Source organism: Streptomyces akebiae, assembly GCF_019599145.1.
Lineage (GTDB): Bacteria > Actinomycetota > Actinomycetes > Streptomycetales > Streptomycetaceae > Streptomyces > Streptomyces akebiae.
On the sequence record NZ_CP080647.1, the window covers coordinates 6,800,281 to 6,822,364 of the forward strand.

A 22,084-nucleotide genomic window follows, 5' to 3' on the forward strand; every position below is an offset into this window, starting at 1 on the left:
CCGAGAGGGGCACCGGTGAACGACCGATACGACGCCGGCTACGGGGGCGGCGAACAGAGTTACGAACTCGTCGGCTACGACGAGTACGGGCAGCCGGTGTACCGACAGGCGCCCACCCAGCAGGTGCCTCAGCAACAGGCGTACGACCCCTACGGGACACAGCAGCCCCAGGGGCAGCACCAGGGGTACGGCCAGGGCTACGGCTACGACCCGTACGGGACCGGCCAGGCCCAGCAGCACCCGCAGGGGTACGGCACGGGTTACGACACGGGCTACGACACCGGTCGGCAGACACCGGGGCAGGCCTACGACCCGTACGACCCCTACGGGCAGACGGCGGTCACCGGCCTGCAGGCCCCCGTCACGGAGCAGACCGCCTACATCCCGCAGCAGTCGGCACCGCCGACGACCACCGGGGAGAGCGGGCCCCTGGCCGACGACGTCTCCCCGGAGGGCGACTCCGAGGAGCGGGAGTACCGCACCGAGCAGTTCGCCTTCGTCGAGGAGCCCGACGGTGACTCCGAGGACGTCATCGACTGGCTGAACTTCACCGAGAACCGCACCGAACGCCGCGAGGAGGCCAAGCGGCGGGCCAAGAGCCGGATGGTCGCCCTGGTGGTGGTCCTCGCCCTGGTCGCGGTCGGCGGCGTCGGCTACCTGTGGTGGGCGGGCATGCTGCCCGGGGCGTCCTCGGACGAGCGGACCGGCACCACCACCTCCGCGGCCGCCCAGAAACGGGACGTGATCGTCGTCCACCTGCACGACACCAAGGGGGGCGGCACCTCCACGGCGCTGCTGGTGAACAACTCCACCACCGAGCGGGGCGCCACCGTCCTGATCCCCAACGCCCTCGCCCTCACCGGCGACGACGGCACCACGACCACCCTCGCCAAGTCCGTCGACGACGACGGCTCCTCCGGCACCCGCGACGCCCTCGACACCGTCCTCGGCACCGACATCGAGGGCACCTGGCGGCTCGACACCCCCTACCTGAACAACCTCGTCGGCCTCGTCGGCAACATCGACGTCGACACGAACACGGACGTGCCCGATCCCGAGGCCAAGAAGGGCGCCGCTCCCCTCGTCACCAAGGGCAAGGCGCAGACCCTCAGCGGCAAGATGGCCGTCGCCTACGCCACCTACCGGGCCTCCGGCGAGTCGCAGGACGCGCAGCTGAAGCGGTTCGGCCAGGTCATGCGGGGGGTGCTGCGCAAGCTGTCCGCCGACGCCCAGGCCGCCACCGTCACCGTGCAGTCGCTGGCCCAGATCCTCGACCCCTCCCTCAGCGACAAGGACCTCGGCACGTTCCTCGCCAAGCTCGCCGACCACGCCAAGGGCGGCGACTACACGACCGAGCTGCTGCCCGTCCAGCAGGACGGCACGCTCAGCGCCGAGGACTCCGACAGCGTGGTCAAGGACCTGCTCGGCGGCGCCGCGAAGAGCCCCGACGCCGGGGACGCCGTCCGGGTCGGCATCCGCAACGCCACCGGCCAGAAGGACGCCACCGAACAGGCCCGCGTCGTCGTCCTCAACGGCGGCTACACGTTCCTCGACGCCGGCACCACCGCCACCGCCCAGGCGACCTCCCGGGTCACCTACTCCGACGCGGCCCGCAAGCAGGACGCCATCGAGGTCGCCAAGACCCTCGGCCTGCCGACCAGCGCCGTCAAGAAGGGCGAGACCACCTCCAACGCCGATGTCTCCGTCGTCCTCGGCCAGAACTACGAGACGACGGAGCCGACCGGGACCACGGGGACGACCGGCGCGACGGGCACCACGGGCACGACCGGCACCACGGGCTGACCGGACCGGGCGGTCGACAGCAGGCCCCGGAGCCGCCCTAGCGGCGCCGCTCCGGGGCCTGATCCGTAAACCGTGGGGCGGTGTCGGTGGGCCGTGAGATCCTTGCAGTAGCCCGTGAGGGTTCCTGACCGACGACCGAAAGCCGTGTAGTGACCGCCACAGACCGCTCCCTCGAGCTCATCCACACCGCCGCACAGGCGGCCGCCGACAAGCTCGCGCACGACGTCATCGCGTACGACGTCAGCGATGTGCTGTCCATCACGGACGCCTTCCTGCTCGCCTCCGCGCCCAACGACCGCCAGGTCAAGTCGATCGTCGACGAGATCGAGGAGCGGCTGAACAAGGAACTCGGCGCCAAGCCGGTCCGCCGCGAGGGCGACCGCGAGGCCCGCTGGGTGCTGCTCGACTACGTCGACATCGTCGTGCACGTCCAGCACAGCGAGGAGCGGGTCTTCTACGCCCTGGAGCGGCTCTGGAAGGACTGCCCCGAGCTGGAGCTGCCCGCCGACGCCAAGGCCACCCGCGGCAAGGGCGAGGAGCACGCCAAGCTGCGGGCAGCCGAGGAGGAGGCCGAGCTGGGCGGGGAGCTGCGGTGACGGGCGGCACCGACGCGGCGGACCGCAAGGGCCGGGGCCGCCGCCTGATCCTGTGGCGGCACGGCCAGACCTCGTGGAACGTGGAGCGCCGCTTCCAGGGCACCACGGACGTCGAGCTGACCGAGACCGGCCTCGGCCAGGCCCGTCGCGCCGCCCGGCTGCTGGCCTCCCTCAGGCCCGACGCGATCGTCGCCTCCGACCTCGTGCGCGCCGCGAACACGGCCGCCGAGCTGGCCGCGCTCACCGCTCTCGAGGTCAGCCACGACGAGGGGCTGCGCGAGACCTACGCCGGCGTCTGGCAGGGCCTCACGCACGACGAGATCATCGCCCGGTACGGCGACGAGTACGCCGCGTGGAAGCGGGGCGAGCCGGTCCGCAGGGGCGGCGGCGAGCTGGAGACCGAGGTCGCCGACCGCGCGGCCCCCGTGGTGCTCCGGCACGCCGACAAGCTCCCGGAGAACGGCACCCTGGTGGTGGTCAGCCACGGCGGCACCATCCGCACCACCATCGGACGCCTCCTCGGCCTGGACCCCCACCACTGGGAGAGCCTCGGCGGCCTGTCCAACTGCTGCTGGTCCGTCCTCGGCGAGGGTGCCCGTGGCTGGCGGCTCCTGGAGCACAACGCGGGCACGCTCCCCGAGCCGGTGCTCGGCGACGACGACTGAGCCCCGTAAGAGGCCTGGTCACACGGCTCGGGAGCCGGATTTCACTTTCCGGCTGGTCGCAGGCTAAAGTTCTTCTTGTTCGCCCCGCCGAGCGGGGCGAAACACCGAGTGACCGCCATCCGTGCGGTCACAAGGGGCTATAGCTCAGTTGGTAGAGCGCCTGCATGGCATGCAGGAGGTCAGGAGTTCAATTCTCCTTAGCTCCACAGATCGGTACAGAAGATCCCGTTCCCGCGAGGGAGCGGGATTTTTCGTGTGTGACCTGCGTCCCTTCTTGAGCACGGGTGGCTCCGGAGGCGTATACCTCTGCGGACGGCCTTCTTTCCCGCTCCGTGCTTGGACTGGTACGAAGGCGTCGCTGACCGTATTGGTCCGGCCGTGGCAGAATCAAACGGCCGGAAGGGGGCGCGGCCCGACGGGAGGGAGAAGCGATGCCTGCGAGCATCCGCGGGAGGGTCCACGACCTTCCCGGTGCGGTGGTGATGCGGAGCAAGACCACCCTCCTCTGCCCTTCCTGCGGCTCGCTCCACGTTGCCCAAGTCCTCGGTGACAACGGAGGGATCTCCTACGTGTGCACGGCCTGCGGCCACAGCTGGAGCTGATCGATGGGTGCACACAGGAGAAAGTGCGACTGGTGCGGCAGCGGCACCCCCATCGTCCGCGACATGGAGCCCGTCAACGCCGACTACCAGTACTGGTGCGAGGAATGCGCCCGGGCGCTGATCATAAAAGGCGACCCGATCGAGACGTACCGTGAGCTGGAGGGTGAGCCGATCTATGGCCGGCTCCTCGAAGAGCACTGCACGCTCAAGCGCTTCTACTCGTTCGTGACGGCCTGAGCGTCAACTCGGCGCCCGTCCCCGGCTGCCGCACGTCGTAGGGCCGCCACGGGTGCCCCAGCGGCCTCGTGGCGGCCGTCGGTGGACGGGAGCGTGAACGGCGGCTGAGCCGTGGGCCCTTCGAAATCCGGCAAAAGCGCCCTGATCCATTCATAGTTCGCGCCTGCCGGAAACGATTTGGTGGTGCGCGTGGGGGACCGGTAATGTTGGCGTCGTCGCCGGGGGAACCGGGCGGACAACACAGCAAGGGGCTATAGCTCAGTTGGTAGAGCGCCTGCATGGCATGCAGGAGGTCAGGAGTTCAATTCTCCTTAGCTCCACAGAAAAGACCCCGTCCAAGTGGACGGGGTCTTCGCGTTGTTGGCGACGACGACGGCATCACGGGGGAGGGGCGGCCCGACCCGCTCGGGTCGGGCCGCCCCTCCTCGGTACGTGCTCAGCGCCCGCTGCCCAGGGCCCGGCGGCCGCGGCCCTGCGAGAGGACCGGGAGGTTCCGGGAGGGGGCGGAGGGGCGGTTGTCCTCCTCGATGCGCAGGGCGAGCGCGGGGCAGCGGCGCACCGCGCGCAGTGCCTTCGCCTCGGCGTACTGCGGGACCTTGGCCTGGGCGACGGTGGGGAAGCCGTCGGCGCCGAGTTGGAAGACCTCCGGGAGGATGTCGGCGCACAGGCCGTGGCCCCGGCAGAGCGTCCAGTCGACGAAGATCTTCTGGCGGCTCGCGCCGCTCTCCTCCGCGCCCGCGCCGCCCGGGATGCCGGTCGGCATACGGCCGCCCTCGAAGAGCGGCAGCACGCCCTCCACGGGCCGGCCGCAGCCGTTGCCCAGGACGTGTGCGGCGAGGTCGTCCGTAAAGGCCTTGATGGTCGATTCCAGGAACATCGCGGAGCCGTCCGGGTGCGAGCACGCGCCGCGCCGCTTGACGTTCTTGGCGACCTGCTTGAGGGCCTCCAGGGCGGCCGGGCCGCCGCCGTTGAGGATGTCCTCCATGCCGCGTGCGGCGGCCGGCAGGCCGAGGTAGCAGGGGCCGCACTGGCCCGCGCTCTCCTCGGCGAGCCACTTGGCGACCTGCAGCGACTCGCCGAGCGGGCAGGTCTCCTGGCTGATCGGCAGGATCGCGCCCGCGCCGAGCGCGCCGCCCACCGCGTCCAGCGAGTTGCGCGAGACGACGGCCTCGTTGACCGTCGCCGCGTCGATCCACTTGCCGTGGTAGCCGCCGGTCAGTACGCCCTGCGGGACCGGCGGGGCGCCGGCGAGCTGCAGGATGTAGCGCAGCGGTACGCCGGTGGGCGCCTCGATCACCATGGGGCGGGCCACCGCGCCGGAGACGGTGAGCATGACGGTGCCCGGCTCGTCGTACAGACCGGTGTTGCCGTACCGCTCGGAGCCGATGCGGGCGCCGATCGCGAGCTGGGCGAACGTCTCCGCGTTGGAGAGCAGGGTCGGCGCGCCACCGACACCGCTCTTGGAGGCGCTGGTCTTGCGGCCGGGCGGGATCGGCGGCCCGCCGTCGATGGAGCGGATCAGCGAGCCCGCGGCGCCGGTGACCATACGGACCGGGTTGCGCTGCACACTCGCGCGGATGGCGGCGCCGCGCCGGTTGCTCAGCCCGCGCTCGGAGAGGGCCGCCTCCATCGAGCGCTGGGTGGATTCACGTGTCACCCCGATGACCAACTGGCGTGCGCCCAGGGCTTCGGCGACCAACAGGGCGCCGTCCAGGATGAGGTGCGGGGCACGGTTGATCAGCACCGTGTCCTTGCGGCAGGCGGGTTCGTCCTCACTGCCGTTGACGACCACGACGGGCCGGATGCCGCGCTTGATCGCCGACTCGGCGACCGACCGCAGTTTCTTGTGGAACGGGAAGCCCGCGCCGCCCCTGCCCTTGAGGTTGATCCGCTCGGACAGCTGGGCGAGCTGTTCCCCGCCCATGGGTTCGAGTGGACCGTGCACCTTCAGGTGCATGGGGAGGTCGAGTCTCTCGACGAGATCGAAGCCCGACGTGAGCTGGGGGAGCCCCACCACACGGACTTCGGGGACGTCGGGAAGGGCCTCGTTCACTTATATCCTCCGGAAGGCGCGTTCCAGGGTTCGCCTGAGCCCGGCTGGTTGTAGTCCTCGTAGCCGGACAGCGTTTCAGTGGCGGGACCGCTGTTGTACGTGTCGTTCGGGTTGTACGTGCCGTAGGGGGCGTTCGTCTCAGCCGTTCCGTAGGAAGTTTCGGCAGCACCCGTGTTGTACGTCTCGCCCTGGTAGGCCTGGCCCGGATAAGCCTGACCCTGGTACGTCTGCCCGCCCAACGGCTGTCCGGCGAAGGTGTCCTGCATCGGGTCGTACGCCGACGGGGGCGCCTCGCCGACCGGCGGCGGCGACGGAGCCGGCCAGCGGGTGCTGCCCGTGGTCGAACCGTCGTCCATGCGCGGCATGGCCTGCGTGGGCTGCATGTCCAGCGGCGGCTGCTGCTGGGTCAGATAGGGCGCCGTGGGTTCCGAGGCGCGCGGGGTCATCGACACCGCGCGGTACGCGGCCGCGAAGCCGGGGCCGCTGTCGGCCGCGGCGGCCGCGCGCTGCGGGGGGACCAGCGGGTCGCCCAGCGGGGGGTTGCCCTGTCCGCCACCGAAGCCGGGCAGCGGGAACTGGCCGGTGTCACGCATCTGGTCACGCCGACCGCCCTCGCGGCGTCCGCCGGTCTCGTCCAGGCCCTGCAGGGCCGAACGGGACTTCACGAGTTCGTCGACCTCGGGGGGCCGCTGGCCGTCGGTGCCCAGGACGGCGGCGACGCGCTCGACCACCTGGCGCTTGACCTCACGCGGCGCGGCGCGCAGCAGCAGGGCGGCCGCGACGGCGATCAGGCCGGCGGAGTAGAGGATCACGAAGATCGGCTTGGCTTCTCGACCCGCGTAGAGTCCGTGCACGAGCGCGAAACACCAGGCTGGGTAGGCCATCATGTGCATCGCGCGCCAGCGTGCCGCGACCGGCGCCGGGGACGCGAAGTTGCTGCGCAGTGCTCCGGTGATCGCGACGAAGATCATCATGGAGCCGGCGGTCGCGCCGAAGCCGATGAGCGCGCCCGAGCCCGTCACGCCGAGGGCGAAGGGGAACAGGGCGATCGCGGAGACGTGGTTCAGTGCCAGCTTGACCGAGACGTGCAGCACGAGGAACGCGACCGCGGCGATGGCGGTCGTCCGGTGGACGGCCTGGCCGATGATCCGCTGACGCACGGTGAGCAGGGTCCGGTCCTGGGCGACGAGCCCCCAGAGCACCGAGCACGTCAGCGAGACGAGCGAGAGAACGCCCGCGCCGAAGTCGAGGAACTCCCGGTACGCGTCACCTCCGACCAGCACACTTACGGGTATCAGCAGCAGAGCGGCAGCTGTGGCTATCCCGTAGGCCGAGCGGCCTGTCTGGGGCAGCGAGCTGTTACTGCGACGAGGGTTCATGGGGGCAACTCCGAACAGTTCGGGAAAGCGGTCCCGTCGTCGAACTGTAAGTGGTGCCAAACCGGCCGGTACGAGGTTTGAGTTATTGCGGTGTTATCAAGGGCCAATCTCACATCTGTGATGTCCCTTAGTGGTTGTTACGCGAAGTAAGATTTGAATAAAGTTCAACATTTTTGGCCGGATCCCGTGGCCGACACGCGGCGGGTCCGTGCCCATCGGGGCTGCGGTACCCTGACCGCATGCGTGCCGTACGCCTTCTGCTTAGCGGGCCGCGCTGATCAGTCCCGACCGCCGTTGACGGCGTGGTCGGCATCAGCGCGGCGTCCCCTCCTGTGCGAGGGGATTTTTCGTTTCCTGGACGAACAGCCCGCTGCAGAGACGATCGATGGAGCTTTGAGGATCATGAGCGAGACGAACCCCGCTGCCGCCGAAGTGGCCGCGCACCGCTACACGGCCGCCGTCGCGGCCGAGATCGAGGCACGCTGGCAGGACTTCTGGGACGCCGACGGCACGTACGCGGCGCCGAACCCCACGGGCGACCTGGCGGGCGACGCGGAGCTGGCCGCCCGGCCCAAGAAGTTCATCATGGACATGTTCCCGTACCCGTCCGGCGCGGGCCTGCACGTCGGTCACCCCCTGGGTTACATCGCCACCGACGTCTTCGCCCGCTACCAGCGGATGACCGGCCACAACGTCCTGCACACCCTGGGCTTCGACGCCTTCGGCCTGCCCGCCGAGCAGCACGCCGTGGCCACCGGCGAGCACCCCCGGGTCACCACCGAGGCCGCCATCAACAACATGAAGTCCCAGCTGCGCCGGCTGGGCCTGGGCCACGACAAGCGCCGGTCGTTCGCCACGATCGACCCGGACTACTACAGGTGGACCCAGTGGATCTTCCTGCAGATCTTCAACTCCTGGTACGACGACGAGGCGAACAAGGCCCGCCCGATCGCCGAGCTGGTCGCCCAGTTCGAGTCCGGTGAGCGCGCGGTGCCCGGCGGCGGCTCCTGGAGCGCGCTGAGCGCCGGTGAACGAGCCGACGTCCTGGGCGAGTACCGCCTGGCGTACGCCTCCGACGCGCCGGTCAACTGGTGCCCCGGCCTGGGCACCGTGCTGGCCAACGAGGAGGTCACCGCCGACGGCCGCTCCGAGCGCGGCAACTTCCCGGTCTTCAAGGCCAAGCTGCGCCAGTGGAACATGCGGATCACGGCGTACGCCGACCGTCTGCTGGACGATCTGAACGAGCTGGACTGGCCCGAGGCCATCAAGCTGCAGCAGCGCAACTGGATCGGCCGCTCCGAGGGCGCCCGCGTCGACTTCCCCATCGACGGCGAGAACATCACCGTCTTCACCACCCGCCCCGACACCCTGTTCGGTGCGACCTACATGGTGCTGGCCCCCGAGCACCCGCTGGTCGACAAGTTCACCCCGGCCGCCTGGCCCGAGGGCACTCACCAGGTGTGGACCGGTGGCCACGCGACGCCCGCCGAGGCCGTCGCCGCGTACCGCGCGCAGGCCGCCTCCAAGTCCGACGTCGAGCGGCAGGCCGAGGCGAAGGACAAGACCGGCGTCTTCACCGGCTCGTTCGCCACCAACCCGGTCAACGGCGAGCGGATCCCCGTCTTCATCGCCGACTACGTCCTGATGGGCTACGGCACCGGCGCGATCATGGCCGTCCCGGCCCACGACTCGCGCGACTTCGAGTTCGCGCGCGCCTTCGAGCTGCAGATCGACTGTGTGGTCGAGCCCACCGACGGCCGCGGCGCCGACACCTCGACGTGGGACGACGCCTTCGTGTCGTACGACGCGAAGATCGTCAACTCCACCGGTGAGGGCGTCTCCCTGGACGGCCTGGGTGTCGTCGAGGCCAAGGCCCGCATCACCGAGTGGCTGGAGCGGTCCGGCATCGGCGAGGGCACCGTCAACTTCCGGCTGCGCGACTGGCTGTTCAGCCGCCAGCGGTACTGGGGCGAGCCCTTCCCGATCGTCTACGACGAGGACGGCGTCGCCCACGCGCTGCCCGAGTCGATGCTGCCGCTGGAGCTGCCCGAGGTCGAGGACTACAGCCCGCGCACCTTCGACCCGGACGACGCCGACACCCAGCCCGAGACACCGCTGTCGCGCAACGCCGACTGGGTGAACGTCACGCTGGACCTGGGCGACGGCCGGGGCCCGCGCCCGTACCGCCGTGAGACCAACACCATGCCCAACTGGGCCGGTTCCTGCTGGTACGAGCTGCGCTACCTGGACCCGCACAACTCCGAGAAGCTGGTCGACCCGGAGATCGAGCGGTACTGGATGGGCCCGCGCGAGGGCCGGCCGCACGGCGGCGTCGACCTGTACGTCGGCGGCGCCGAGCACGCCGTGCTGCACCTGCTGTACGCGCGCTTCTGGTCCAAGGTCCTGTACGACCTGGGACACATCTCCTCCGCCGAGCCGTTCCACAAGCTGTTCAACCAGGGCATGATCCAGGCCTACGTCTACCGTGACAGCCGCGGCATCGCGGTACCGGCCGCCGAGGTGGAGGAGCGCGACGGCGCCCACTACTACCAGGGCGAGAAGGTCTCCCGTCTGCTGGGCAAGATGGGCAAGTCCCTGAAGAACGCGGTGACGCCGGACGAGATCGCCGCCGAGTACGGCGCCGACACGCTGCGCCTGTACGAGATGGCGATGGGTCCGCTGGACGTCTCCCGGCCGTGGGACACGCGCGCGGTGGTGGGCCAGTTCCGGCTGCTGCAGCGGCTGTGGCGCAACGTCGTCGACGAGGCCACCGGTGAGGTGACGGTCGTCGACACCGAGCCCGGCGAGGACACCCTGCGGGCGCTGCACAAGGCCATCGACGGTGTCCGCCAGGACCTGGAGGGCCTGCGGTTCAACACCGCGATCGCCAAGGTCACCGAGCTGAACAACTACCTGACCAAGGTGGGCGGCCCCGTGTCCCGCTCGGTCGCCGAGGCCCTGGTCCTGCTGGTGGCTCCGCTGGCCCCGCACATCGCCGAGGAGCTGTGGCGCAAGCTGGGGCACAGCGACTCGGTCGTGCACCAGGACTTCCCCGTCGCCGACCCCGCGTACGTCGTCGACGAGGCCGTCACCTGCGTCGTCCAGATCAAGGGCAAGGTCAAGGCCCGGCTGGAGGTGCCGCCGACCATCTCCGAGGAGGAACTGGAGAAGGTGGCACTGGGTGACGAGAAGGTGGTCGCGGCGCTGGCCGGGGCACCGATCCGGAAGGTGATCGTGCGGGCGCCGAAGCTGGTGAACATCGTCACGTGAGTGCGGTGTGAGCCTCGCCGCGAGGCCGCGTGGTGACCTGCGGTAGCCGCAGGTGGACACACCGCTGTCGGCCGGTGGCGGTTCGGGGTCGTCCCCTACGGGCAGGTTCCGGGTTCCGATGGAACCTGGGACCTGCCTGTTGCGTTTACCGTGGAAGAGCGCCGCAGCACATGCCCGTGCCGGTCGGAGAAGGAGCGCGTCGTGGAAGCCGTCATCGCAGTCGTCGCCCTGTTCTTCGTGCTGTTCGTGGTCCTGGGCGCGTACGCCACGGTGAAGGCGGTCGGCGCGGCCAAGCGCGGCGTGGACCGTACGATCACGCAGGCCAAGCGGACCGTCGAGGACACCACCCTGCGTGCCAGGAGCCTGGCCCAGCCGGGCCCCGCCGGGCAACTGGCCGATCTGCGGCTGAAGTTGCGCACCTCCATGCGGGCCACCCAGGAGGCGTTGCAGGCGGGCGTGGGCGAGGACGAGTCACTCAAGGAGTCCCTGGCCCTCTTCGAGCAGCTCAGCAAGCACGGCCGTGAGCTGGACGACGAGCTGCGGCGCCTGGAGCCCGAGCCCGACCGCGCCAAGCTGGCCCAGCGGCTGCCCGCGCTGCGCGAGCGCACGGAGCGGGTCGTCAAGTCCGCCGACTCGCTGCGCTGGGCGGCGCACGACCGGGCCCGCAAGTTCGCGGAGGACGACCTCGACACGCTCAGCGCGCAGATCGACGTCGAGGCGGGCGCGTTGCGGCACTGGACGACGGAACCCGTCGCGGTGTGGCCCGAGGCGCCCGAACCCGAGCCGACCGCCACCTCCGGGCAGACCTGGCAGGAGACTTCCGAGTCGGGTGGTGCCCGGTCCGGTGGTGCCAGGCCCACTGGTGCGGGGTCCGGTGGGGGTGCGTCCCGCAGCGGGGAGTCCCCCGGTGGTCAGGAGCCGCCCAGGCCCGCGATCACGCCGCCGAGCGCGCGGCCGACCTACCCGTGGCAGAAGAAGCCCCGTCCGGAGAGCACCACTTGAGCCACTCCGTCCGGTCGGGTCGCTCCGCGCGGTCGCGGGTGGCAGGGGCCGGGCTGCCGTCGGCGCGGCTCGGCGGGTAACCTCCAGCTCATGTCCCGCCATGTCGCGATCGTCACCGATTCAACGGCCTACCTGCCGCCGCCGGCGATGGAGCGTCACAGCATCACCGCGGTGCCGTTGACCGTGGTCCTCGGCGACCAGGCGCTCGAAGAAGGGACCGAGATCTCGGCGCGCTCGCTGGCCCAGGCGCTGCAGAAACGACGGTCCGTCACCACCTCCCGACCCAGCCCCGAGCTGTTCGCCGAGACCTACCGCAGGGTCGCGGAATCGGGCGCCACGGGCATCGTCTCCCTCCACCTCTCCGCCGAGTTCTCGGGCACGTACGACGCGGCCGTGCTCGCGGCACGCGAGGCACCCGTGCCGGTGCGCGTCGTGGACACGGGGATGGTCGCCATGGCCCTCGGGTTCTGCGCCCTGGCCGCCGCCGAGTCCGCGGAGGCGGGCGGCACGGTGGACGAAGCCGTCACAGCCGCCGAGAAGCGGGCCGCGGGGACATCCGCGTTCTTCTACGTCGACACCCTGGACTACCTCCGCCGCGGCGGACGGATCGGAGCCGCACAGGCCCTCTTCGGATCCGCGCTGGCGGTCAAGCCGCTGCTGCAGCTGGACGGCGGCCGTATCGAGATGCTGGAGAAGGTCCGTACGGCGTCCAGGGCGATCGCCCGCCTGGAGGAGATCGTGGCCGAGCGGGCGGGTGAGGCGCCGGTCGACATCGCCGTCCACCACCTCGCGGCGCCCGAGCGGGCCTCCGCGCTCGCGGAACGGCTGCGGGGCCGGGTGCCCGGGCTGGCCGATCTGCATGTGAGCGAGGTCGGGGCGGTGATCGGGGCCCACACCGGGCCTGGGTTGCTGGGGGCGGTCGTCTCGCCTCGATGAGGCGGACGTGGTCGCTCGTCTCGGTCCGTTCGCCGGTCTCGGTCTGTTCGCTCGTCTCGGTCTGTTCGCTCGTCTCGGTCCGTTCGCTCGATTCGGTCCGTTCACTCGTGTGAGTGGCGAAGTTATCCACAACTGGGTAGTAATCCACGGGAATTGACCAAGATCATCTTGAGTGGGTGAGTCTGCCCCATCCTCGTGCCATGGCACTTCGATCACGTTCACACACGGCCATGGTCACCAGCGGCCCCGGCCGGGGCCCCTCCTCCGACGGGCGCGCCCGACACCACCACCCTCGGCGGCCGAGGGGGCGGGCCGGCCGCCGTCACCAGGCATCGGCGGAGACTCTGCGTCTGCGCGCGGAGGCGTTGTTTCCCGAAACGGCCAGGGAGCCCCGGGAGTTGGGGCATGGGCCGCCGCAGGTGCCCAAGGGGAGGACGGGGGGTGCGGTCCCGGACGCCGGTGGACCGGCTGGGGAGCGGGCCGTGAGCCGCGGTGCTCCTTCGCGTAGCGCCGGCCCCGGCAGGGCTGATGGCCGGGCTGCGTCTGCTTCGGAAGCCGGCGACGGGGCTGATGGCCGGGCTGCGTCTGTTTCGGAGGCCGGCGACGGGGCCGCCGGTCGTGACCCGAGGCGTGCGTGGCGCGAGCGGTTGGGGCCCGCCGTGCGGGACCGACTGCCGTTGTGGTTGCAGCTGCGGTGCGGCCTGGAGCGGAAGAGTGTGGTCGCGCTGAGCGTGGTGCTGGTCGTCGCGGCGGTGTTCGCGGCACAGCACTTCTGGGCGGGCCGGCCCCAGCCGGTGAGCGCACCCGAGGTGGTGCGGGCGGGCGTGCCGGGTGCCTCGGCGGCGCCAGGGAGCACCGAGACACCGTGGGGTGAGCCCGGAGACGGTGTGGCGGCGGTGTCGGGCACCTCGTCCGGGGCGGTGGCCTCCTCGGCCGGGCCCACGATCGTGGTGGACGTCAGCGGCAAGGTGCGCAGACCCGGCATCCAACGGCTCCCGGCCGGTTCGCGGGTCGCAGACGCGCTGCGGGCGGCGGGCGGGGTGCGGCCGGGAGCGAACACCGACGGGCTCAACCGCGCCCGGCTCCTCGCGGACGGCGAACAGGTCCTGGTCGGCACTCCGGCGCCGGTGCCCGGATCGGGTGCCGTGGCCGGAGCGGGCATGGGCGGCGGTGCTGCGGCCGGGGCAGGCGGAGCCGCGGCCGGATCGGCGCCCACGACCCCCGTGTCGCTCAACACGGCCACTGCCGACCAACTGGACACACTGCCTGGCGTGGGCCCCGTCCTCGCCCAGCACATCATCGACTACCGCACCCAGAACGGCGGCTTCCGCTCGGTGGACGAGCTGCGTGAGGTCAACGGCATCGGCGATCGCCGCTTCGCCGACCTACGGAATCTCGTACGGCCATGAGGGCGACGGGAGAGGAGGAGAGCGTGTCGGCGGGGACCGGGGCGCCCGGTGCTCCGCTGCGATCCGCCGTGCACGCGGCTGCCGGTAGCCGACTCGGCGACGCGCACCCCAGGCAGGAGGGGCCCACGGATCTGCGCCTCGTCCCACCGGCGCTGGCCGCGTGGGCGACGGCGGCGCTGACGGTGCATGCCTCGCCGGGGTGGGTCACGGGCGTGGTTTTGGTCTGTGTGGTGGCGGGGGTGGTTCTGCTCGTCTCTCGGCAGGGGCAGGGGCAGGGGCAGGGGCAGGGGCAGGGGCAGGGGCAGGGGCAGGGGCAGGGGCTCGGGCCTGGGTACCGGCAGAGGCATGCGTACGGGCGTGGGGGCGGGGCCTGGACGAGGGTGTCCGTCGCCGCGGTGCTGCTCTGCGCGGGCGCGGCTGCGGCCTCCGCCGGGCTGCACGGGGCGGATCTGCGGCGAGGGCCGGTCCCCGGGCTGGCCGAGCAGTACGCCCGGGTGAGGGCGGACGTGGAGCTCACCTCCGACCCGCGCCTCACCCGCCCCCGGATCAAGGGCAACCGCGCGGCCCCGGCCGCAGTGCTCCTCCAGGCCGAGGTACGGCGCGTGCGGAGCTTGGACGGGGCCGTCGTCGCCACACGGACTCCGGTACTGGTCATCGTCGACGTGGGGGCGGGCGCCGGGAGGGCGACATGGCTCTCGCTGCTGCCGTCCACACGGGTGCGGGTGGTGGCGCAGGCCGTGCCGGCCATGGTCGGGGGAGACCGGGTGGCGGGCGTGCTGCGGGTGCGGGGCGGCGGGGCCCCGGTCGTGGTGGAGGAGGCGAGCGCGGTGCAGCGGGTCGCGGGGCGGTTGCGCGCGGGGCTGCGGGAGGCGACGGACGGACTGGACGCGGACGCGCGGGCCCTGTTGCCCGGGTTCGTCGTCGGGGACACCTCGCGGGTTACGGCGGAGCTGGACGAGGCGTTCAAGGCGACCGATCTCACGCATCTCCTTGCGGTCAGTGGCGCGAACTTCACGATCCTGTTGGCCCTGTTCATCGGCCCGCCGGGGCTGGCTCAGCGGGCCGAGCGGAAGGGGCTGGCGCCTCGGCTGGGGATCCCGTTGCGGGCGACCGCGTTGGCCGGTGCGGCGCTGACACTCGGCTTCGTGATCGTGTGCCGGCCCGACCCGAGCGTGGTGCGGGCCGCGGCGTGCGGTTCGATCGCGCTGCTGGCCATCGCGACCGGACGCCGCAGGTCCCTCATCCCGGCACTGGCGACGGCGGTGCTGCTGCTGGTGCTGTACGACCCGTGGCTGGCCCGCAGTTACGGCTTCCTGCTGTCCGTCCTCGCCACCGGCGCCCTACTCACCCTCGCGCCTCGCTGGAGTGCGGCGTTGCAGCGGCGCGGGGTGCCACCGCGTCCGGCCGAGGCGCTGGCGGCGGCGGGAGCCGCGCAGGCGGTGTGCGCGCCCGTCGTGGCCGTGCTGTCGGCCAAGGTGAGCCTGGTGGCGGTGCCGTGCAACCTGCTGGCGGAGTTCGCGGTGGCCCCGGCCACGGTGCTGGGGTTCGCCACCCTGGCGACGGCACCGCTGGCGATGCCCGTGGCCGAGGGCCTTGCCTGGTGCGCGAGTTGGCCGGCCGGCTGGATCGCCGACATCGCCCGCACCGGGGCCTCGTTGCCCGGCGCGGGTGTGGACTGGCCGGGCAGCTGGGCCGGCGCGCTGCTGCTCGGCCTGGTCACCGTGGTCGTCGTCCTCGTCGGACGGCGGCTGGTGAGCCATCCGTGGCTGGTGGGGGCCTGCCTGATGGCGTTCCTGCTGGTCGTGGTGCAGCCACCGCCGCTGACCAGGGTGATCACGGGGTGGCCGCCGCCCGGATGGCGTTTTGTGGTGTGCGACGTGGGCCAAGGGGACGCCACCGTGCTCGCGGCGGGCGACGGGGCCGGGGTGGTCGTGGACGCGGGTCCCGATCCGGTGCTGGTCGACCGCTGTCTGACCTCGCTCGGCATCACCGACATTCCGCTGGTGGTCCTCACCCACTTCCACGCCGACCATGTGGTGGGGCTGCCGGGGGTGCTGCGGGGGCGCTCGGTGGGGGCGATCGCGACGACGGGGTTCGAGGAGCCCGTGGAGCAGGCCGCGTTCGTGCGCAGGGAGGCGGCGGCCCGGCGGATCCCGCTGACACGGGCCGTGGCCGGGGAGGAGCGGCGCACGGGCAGCCTCGCCTGGCGTGTGTTGTGGCCGCCGGGAGACGCGGTCACGCCGGAAGGACCGAACGACGCCAGCGTCACCATGCTCGTCCGCTCGGCCGGGCTGACCCTGCTGCTCCTCGGCGACCTGGAGCCGCCCGGCCAGAGGGAGCTGGCGAGGTCTCCCGAGGCTGCCGCGCTGGGAGCCGTGGACGTGGTGAAGGTCGCCCACCACGGTTCGGCCTACCAGGATCCGGGGCTGATACGGGCCATGGCCCCCGCGCTGGCTCTCATCTCCGTGGGCGCGGACAACCCGTACGGTCATCCGGCGCCCAGTACGGTCGCGGCGCTGCGGGCCGGGGGTGCCACGGTGCTGCGTACGGACGAGGACGGCGCGGTCGCCGTCGCGGGTACGGCGAAGGAGTTGCTCGTGGCGAGAGACTGAGGGCATGGACACCGCAGAGCTTGACGCCTACCTTCACCGTCTCGGGGCCGAGCAGCAGGCCTGGCCCACCGTCGACCTCCTGCGTGAACTGCACTTGCGCCATCTACGGGCGGTGCCGTTCGAGAACCTGTCGATCCACCTCGGAGAGGAGATCGTCCTGGAGGAGAAGCGCCTGCTGGACAAGGTGGTCGGGGCGCGCAGGGGCGGCTTCTGCTTCGAACTGAACGGGTTGTTCGGGGCGTTGCTCTCGAAGCTCGGGTTCGACGTGGCGCTGCTCGCGGCCCGGGTGTACGGCGAGGAGGGGCGGCTCGGTATCCCGTACGACCATCTCGCGCTGAGGGTGCGGACGGTGGACGGAGGCGACTGGCTGGCCGATGTCGGGTTCGGGGCGAACAGCCACTATCCGCTGGAGTTCGGGGACCGGGCCGAGCAGGACGATCCGGGCGGCATGTTCCGGGTGGCCGAGGCGGACCGGGAGAGCGGGGGCCGGGAGTTCGGGGACCTGGATGTGTTCCGCAACGGCAAGCCCCAGTACCGGCTGGAGACGCGGCCGAGGGCGCTCGGGGACTTCGTGGCCGGGGCCTGGTGGCACAGCACGTCACCGGCCTCCCACTTCACCCAGTCCCTGGTCTGCTCCCGGCTCACGGAGAACGGCGGTCGCCTCACGCTCAGCGGTCGCACGTTCACCGTCACCTCGGCGGCGGGCGACCGGGAGGTGACCGAGCTGGGCTCGGACGCGGAGGTGCTGGCGGTGTACCGGGACCGCTTCGGGATGGAGTTGGACAGGGTGCCGGAGGTGGGGGAGGGGAGGGGGGTGGGCTAGGCCGCTTCGTTTGGATCACCGAACCCTTGGTATGGGAGCGCGCTCGAGTGCGGAGCCTCCGGGTGTCTCTGTAGCCTGGCGTCGCTGTACGTCGGGGGGGGGAGCTGACCGTGGGAAACATCCTGCCCGTGGCCGTCGGGGCCGCTATCGGACTCATAGGGGCCGTGTTCGGGGCGTGGTTCACCGCGCGCCGACAGGACCGCATGTGGCTCCGCGAACAGAAGCTCAAAGCCGGGATCGGCTTCAACACGGCCGTAGTGCAACTGCTGGACTACCTCAAGGAAACGCAGCTGAGCGACGACGGTCCGGGAGCCAACGAGTTGGCGAACCGGCTGCAGGAAGCACGCTCAGCCCTCTACCTGCTCTGCTCCGACGACACCGTCGATCTCGCCGATGCCCTCGCGCGTCGGGTCTGGAGCACCCGGCCCACCGACGGCAGGGACGACCGCCGCGCCGAGTTCCGGGAGACGTTGGACCTCCTGCGTCGCTTCACCCGCCAAGTCCGGCAAGAGATCGCCGGATCGTAGTCCTCACTGGGCGCCCCAGGTGGACAGGAGTGACGGAAGATGGGGGCGTGAGTGATGTGAGGCATGTGTTGGTGTTGCCGGACCGTGACGCGGCCGAGGAGGTTGTCGACGCGTTGCGGGAGCGGTTCGGGCTGGATGAGGAGCCGCAGCTGGTGCGGGACGCGTTGGCCGGGGAGGACGACGCCGAGGACGCGCAGTGGCTGGTGGTGCTGCGGGACGAGCGGGAGCGGCTCGATCCGGGGGCGTTGGACGAGTTCGCGGGGGAGTGGGAGGGGTGGCGGGAGGAACCGTAGGGCTGCCGCTCGGAGGGTCCGTGTGCTGGGGCCGGTCGGCGTGCGGTCGGGTTGTCAGTGGGCCGTGGGATGCTGTCCGGGATGGCCAAGAAGACTGTGAACGATGATCCCCTCGCCCCCGTGACGTTGGCCGTGGGGCAGGAGGAGTTGCTGCTCGATCGGGCTGTGCAGGTGGTGGTGGCCGCGGCGAAGGCCGCGGACGCCGACACGGATGTGCGGGATCTGGCATCGGACCAGCTGCAGCCCGGCACGCTCGCCGAGCTGACGAGTCCCTCGCTCTTCGCGGAGCGCAAGGTCGTGGTCGTACGCAACGCGCAGGATCTGTCGGCCGACACGGTCAAGGACGTGAAGGCGTATCTGGGGGCTCCCGCCGAGGAGATCACCCTGGTGCTGCTGCACGCGGGCGGTGCCAAGGGCAAGGGGCTGCTGGACGCGGCGCGCAAGGCGGGGGCGCGGGAGGTGGCGTGCCCCAAGATGACGAAGCCGGGGGATCGGCTGGCGTTCGTGCGGGGTGAGTTCCGGACGCTCGGGCGGTCGGCGACGCCGGAGGCGTGCCAGGCGCTCGTCGATGCGATCGGGAGTGATCTGCGGGAGTTGGCGTCCGCGGCGTCGCAGTTGGTGGCGGACGTCGAGGGAACGATCGACGAGGCGGTGGTCGGGCGGTACTACACCGGGCGGGCCGAGGCGTCGAGCTTCGAGGTGGCCGATCGGGCCGTCGAGGGGCGGGCGGCGGAGGCGTTGGAGGCGCTGCGGTGGTCGCTGGCCACGGGGGTGGCGCCGGTGTTGATCACCAGTGCGCTGGCCCAGGGGGTGCGGGCGATCGGGAAGTTGTCGTCGGCGCGGGGCGGGCGGCCGGGGGATCTCGCGCGGGAGTTGGGGATGCCGCCGTGGAAGATCGATCGGGTGCGGCAGCAGATGCGGGGGTGGACGCCGGACGGGGTGGCCGTGGCGTTGCGGGCGGTCGCCGAGGCCGATGCCGGGGTCAAGGGCGGAGGGGACGATCCTGAGTACGCGCTGGAGAAGGCGGTTGTGGTGATCGCGCGGGCTGCTCGGTCGCGTCGGGGTTGAGAGGGTTGAGACGGAGGGGCGGGGCGTGAGCGGGTTCGTGCGGGAGCGTCGGGGCTTGTCTCGCCGTTCCCCGCGCCCCTGAAAAGCGCAGTCGCCCCGAGCCATGAGCGGCCCCGCCTTCCGAGGCCACCCCCGAAAGCCCAGCCCAGCCCACCTCACCCGGAAGCCCACCCCCCACTCCACGCCGAAAGCCCCGCCGGTCGCCCCGGGGAAGGGGTGGGTGGCGGGGCTTTCGGGTCACGATGGGGGATCCGCACCCGCGTGGCGAACGCAGGCCGCGTGCGGATCCAGGGTGTCGGGTGGGAGCGGATGAGAGAGGGCCCGCTCTGGGTCCAGCCGACGATCAGATCAAAGGTGAAGCTCAGCCCTTGAGGGAAGCGACCTTGGAAGCAAGCGCCGACTTCTTGTTGGCGGCCTGGTTCTTGTGGATGACGCCCTTCGAGACGGCCTTGTCGAGCTGACGCGCGGCAGCGCGCTGGTACTCGGTGGCCTTCTCCACGTCACCCGCGGCAGCGGCCTCACGGGCCTTGCGGATCGCGGTCTTGAGCGACGACTTGACGGCCTTGTTGCGAAGGCGCGCCTTCTCGTTCGTCTTGTTCCGCTTGATCTGGGACTTGATGTTCGCCACGAATGAGCCTTTTCAGCTTGGTTTTCCTTGGGATGTGCCTCCTGCAGAGAGGGCATGAGACACAGCGGCCCACGTTACCAGCAGCTCTCGCGTGGGCCCAAACCGGTCGCAGCCCTCCACCCGTGGGACCATGGTGCCTACGTACAGCCCCGCCAGACCCGATCCGACCCGAGACCGCAGACGGCTGCGGACGCCTCAAGAATCAGGACCCTGCGTGCCCGCGATCCCTAGCCATGTGCCCGAGCCGAGCCGTACCGACCCGGCTCTGATCCGCAATTTCTGCATCATCGCGCACATCGACCACGGCAAGTCCACGCTCGCCGACCGGATGCTTCAGCTCACCGGTGTCGTCGAGCAGCGGCAGATGCGTGCTCAGTACCTCGACCGCATGGACATCGAGCGTGAGCGCGGAATCACGATCAAGTCCCAGGCGGTGCGTCTGCCCTGGGCGCCGACCACTGATCCGGGCAACACGCACATCCTCAACATGATCGACACCCCCGGGCACGTCGACTTCACGTATGAGGTGTCGCGGTCGCTGGCGGCCTGTGAGGGGACCGTCCTCCTCGTCGACGCGGCGCAGGGGATCGAGGCCCAGACCCTCGCCAACCTGTACCTGGCGATGGAGAACGACCTCAAGATCATCCCCGTACTGAACAAGATCGACCTGCCGGCCGCCCAGCCGGAGAAGTTCTCCGAGGAGCTGGCGAACCTCATCGGCTGCGACCCGGAGGACGTGCTGAAGGTCTCCGCCAAGACGGGTGTCGGGGTCGACGCGCTGCTCGACAGGGTCGTGGCGGAGGTTCCGGCGCCGGTCGGCGTCAAGGACGCGCCCGCCCGCGCGATGATCTTCGACTCGGTGTACGACTCGTACCGGGGCGTGGTCACGTACGTCCGTGTGATCGACGGGCAGCTCAACAAGCGCGAGCGGATCCGGATGATGTCCACCGGTGCCACGCACGAGCTGCTGGAGATCGGGACCAACTCGCCCGAGATGCTGCCCGCCGACGGGCTGGCCGTCGGTGAGGTGGGTTACCTCATCACCGGGGTGAAGGACGTCCGGCAGTCCAAGGTCGGTGACACGATCACCAGCCAGGCGAAGGGGGCGACCGAGGCGCTCGGGGGATACAAGGACCCCAAGCCGATGGTCTTCTCCGGGTTGTATCCGCTGGACGGCTCCGACTATCCCGAGCTGCGTGACGCGCTCGACAAGCTCCAGCTCAACGACGCCGCGCTCGTGTACGAGCCGGAGACGTCCGCCGCGCTGGGCTTCGGTTTCCGCGTCGGCTTCCTCGGGCTGCTGCACCTCGATGTGATCCGGGAGCGGCTGGAGCGCGAGTTCGGGCTCGACCTGATCGCCACCGCGCCGAACGTCGTGTACCGCGTCGTCATGGAGGACGGCACGGAGCACACGGTCACCAACCCGAGCGAGTTCCCCGAGGGCAAGATCAACGAGGTGTACGAGCCCGTCGTACGCGCCACGATCCTCGCCCCGACCGAGTTCATCGGCTCGATCATGGAGCTGTGCCAGACCCGGCGCGGCACCCTGCTCGGCATGGACTACCTGTCGGAGGACCGGGTCGAGATCCGGTACACGTTGCCGCTCGCGGAGATCGTCTTCGACTTCTTCGACCAGCTGAAGTCGAAGACGCGCGGTTACGCGTCGCTGGACTACGAGCCCACGGGTGAGCAGACCTCCAGCCTCGTCAAGGTCGACATCCTGCTGCACGGCGACAAGGTGGACGCCTTCTCGGCGATCACGCACAAGGACGCGGCATACGCGTACGGGGTGCGGCTCGTCGCCAAGCTGCGCGAACTCATCCCGCGGCAGGCCTTCGAGGTGCCCATCCAGGCCGCCATCGGCTCGCGCGTCATCGCCCGCGAGACCATCCGCGCCATCCGCAAGGACGTCCTCGCCAAGTGCTACGGCGGTGACATCTCCCGTAAGCGGAAGCTGCTGGAGAAGCAGAAGGAAGGCAAGAAGCGGATGAAGATGGTGGGCTCTGTGGAGGTTCCGCAGGAGGCCTTCATCGCCGTTCTGTCCAGTGACGACAGCGCCGGCGGGGGCAAGGGCAAGAAGTAGCCAACGGCGACTCCGGTCGCCGACCGCGGGGTAGCCACTGTTACCCCGGGAAACTCGGGCAGAATGCGGGCCCGTCGCGTTTCGGCGCGGCGGGCCCG

At 70.9% G+C, this 22,084-nt stretch carries 17 protein-coding genes and 2 tRNA genes; 16 read left to right on the top strand and 3 right to left on the bottom strand.

Features of this window, described 5'->3' with window-relative positions:
* The first annotated feature begins 15 nt into the window (after positions 1 to 15).
* The 6 genes from K1J60_RS29325 to K1J60_RS29350 all read left to right on the top strand — a co-directional run bounded on the left by K1J60_RS29325 (position 16) and on the right by K1J60_RS29350 (position 4,223).
* A complete protein-coding gene (locus tag K1J60_RS29325; RefSeq protein WP_220648817.1) occupies positions 16 to 1,803 on the top strand; it encodes an LCP family protein in 1,788 nt (595 codons plus the stop codon).
* A gap of 149 nt (positions 1,804 to 1,952) precedes the next feature.
* The gene (rsfS, locus tag K1J60_RS29330; RefSeq protein ID WP_045557513.1) at positions 1,953 to 2,399 is read left to right on the top strand and encodes a ribosome silencing factor; all 447 of its coding nucleotides are present in this window, start codon (positions 1,953 to 1,955) and stop codon (positions 2,397 to 2,399) included.
* Positions 2,396 to 3,064 carry a histidine phosphatase family protein gene (locus K1J60_RS29335; RefSeq protein ID WP_220648818.1) on the top strand — a complete coding sequence of 223 codons (669 nt, stop codon included), beginning with the start codon at positions 2,396 to 2,398 and terminating at the stop codon, positions 3,062 to 3,064. Before rsfS ends, K1J60_RS29335 begins: the two co-directional genes overlap by 4 nt.
* A 133-nt stretch (positions 3,065 to 3,197) precedes the next feature.
* A tRNA-Ala gene (locus K1J60_RS29340) sits at positions 3,198 to 3,270 on the top strand.
* 399 nt (positions 3,271 to 3,669) lie between these two features.
* The gene (locus tag K1J60_RS29345) at positions 3,670 to 3,903 is read left to right on the top strand and encodes a hypothetical protein (RefSeq protein WP_005479297.1); all 234 of its coding nucleotides are present in this window, start codon (positions 3,670 to 3,672) and stop codon (positions 3,901 to 3,903) included.
* 247 nt (positions 3,904 to 4,150) lie between these two features.
* Positions 4,151 to 4,223, top strand: a tRNA-Ala gene (locus K1J60_RS29350).
* Between the two features lie 116 nt (positions 4,224 to 4,339).
* Here the strand turns inward: K1J60_RS29350 and K1J60_RS29355 are convergent.
* Complete coding sequence (locus tag K1J60_RS29355; RefSeq protein ID WP_220648819.1) at positions 4,340 to 5,956, bottom strand: NADH-quinone oxidoreductase subunit NuoF family protein; 1,617 nt, start codon at positions 5,954 to 5,956, stop codon at positions 4,340 to 4,342.
* A complete protein-coding gene (locus K1J60_RS29360; RefSeq protein ID WP_259407969.1) occupies positions 5,953 to 7,335 on the bottom strand; it encodes a cytochrome b/b6 domain-containing protein in 1,383 nt (460 codons plus the stop codon). The genes K1J60_RS29355 and K1J60_RS29360 overlap by 4 nt, the downstream gene beginning before the upstream one ends.
* A gap of 402 nt (positions 7,336 to 7,737) precedes the next feature.
* Here K1J60_RS29360 and leuS point away from each other — a divergent pair, with 402 nt between their 5' ends.
* The 9 genes from leuS to holA all read left to right on the top strand — a co-directional run bounded on the left by leuS (position 7,738) and on the right by holA (position 19,275).
* On the top strand, positions 7,738 to 10,605 hold the full coding sequence (leuS, locus tag K1J60_RS29365; RefSeq protein WP_220648820.1) for a leucine--tRNA ligase: 2,868 nt from the start codon (positions 7,738 to 7,740) through the stop codon (positions 10,603 to 10,605).
* Between the two features lie 201 nt (positions 10,606 to 10,806).
* Positions 10,807 to 11,607: a hypothetical protein gene (locus tag K1J60_RS29370; protein ID WP_220648821.1), complete on the top strand. Its 801-nt coding sequence runs from the start codon at positions 10,807 to 10,809 to the stop codon at positions 11,605 to 11,607.
* Positions 11,608 to 11,697: 90 nt separating this feature from the next.
* On the top strand, positions 11,698 to 12,543 hold the full coding sequence (locus K1J60_RS29375) for a DegV family protein (protein ID WP_220648822.1): 846 nt from the start codon (positions 11,698 to 11,700) through the stop codon (positions 12,541 to 12,543).
* Positions 12,544 to 12,743: 200 nt separating this feature from the next.
* Positions 12,744 to 13,952 (top strand): ComEA family DNA-binding protein, encoded by a 1,209-nt coding sequence (locus K1J60_RS29380; RefSeq protein WP_220648823.1) that lies wholly within the window; start codon positions 12,744 to 12,746, stop codon positions 13,950 to 13,952.
* A gap of 68 nt (positions 13,953 to 14,020) precedes the next feature.
* Positions 14,021 to 16,564, top strand: a complete 2,544-nt coding sequence (locus K1J60_RS29385) for a ComEC/Rec2 family competence protein (RefSeq protein ID WP_220651757.1) — start codon at positions 14,021 to 14,023, stop codon at positions 16,562 to 16,564.
* A 4-nt stretch (positions 16,565 to 16,568) separates the two neighbouring features.
* Positions 16,569 to 17,387, top strand: coding sequence for an arylamine N-acetyltransferase family protein (locus K1J60_RS29390; protein ID WP_220648824.1), 819 nt, complete (start codon positions 16,569 to 16,571; stop codon positions 17,385 to 17,387).
* Positions 17,388 to 17,497: 110 nt separating this feature from the next.
* The gene (locus K1J60_RS29395; protein WP_220648825.1) at positions 17,498 to 17,914 is read left to right on the top strand and encodes a hypothetical protein; all 417 of its coding nucleotides are present in this window, start codon (positions 17,498 to 17,500) and stop codon (positions 17,912 to 17,914) included.
* Between the two features lie 47 nt (positions 17,915 to 17,961).
* Entirely contained in the window at positions 17,962 to 18,207 is a 246-nt protein-coding gene (locus K1J60_RS29400) for a hypothetical protein (protein ID WP_033525845.1), read from the top strand.
* Positions 18,208 to 18,288: 81 nt separating this feature from the next.
* Complete coding sequence (holA, locus tag K1J60_RS29405) at positions 18,289 to 19,275, top strand: DNA polymerase III subunit delta (protein WP_192829594.1); 987 nt, start codon at positions 18,289 to 18,291, stop codon at positions 19,273 to 19,275.
* 361 nt (positions 19,276 to 19,636) lie between these two features.
* Here the strand turns inward: holA and rpsT are convergent, their stop codons facing one another.
* Positions 19,637 to 19,903, bottom strand: a complete 267-nt coding sequence (gene rpsT / locus K1J60_RS29410) for a 30S ribosomal protein S20 (protein WP_033525839.1) — start codon at positions 19,901 to 19,903, stop codon at positions 19,637 to 19,639.
* A gap of 214 nt (positions 19,904 to 20,117) precedes the next feature.
* Between rpsT and lepA the strand changes: the two genes are divergently transcribed.
* On the top strand, positions 20,118 to 21,986 hold the full coding sequence (gene lepA / locus K1J60_RS29415) for a translation elongation factor 4 (RefSeq protein WP_220648826.1): 1,869 nt from the start codon (positions 20,118 to 20,120) through the stop codon (positions 21,984 to 21,986).
* Positions 21,987 to 22,084: the final 98 nt, after the last annotated feature.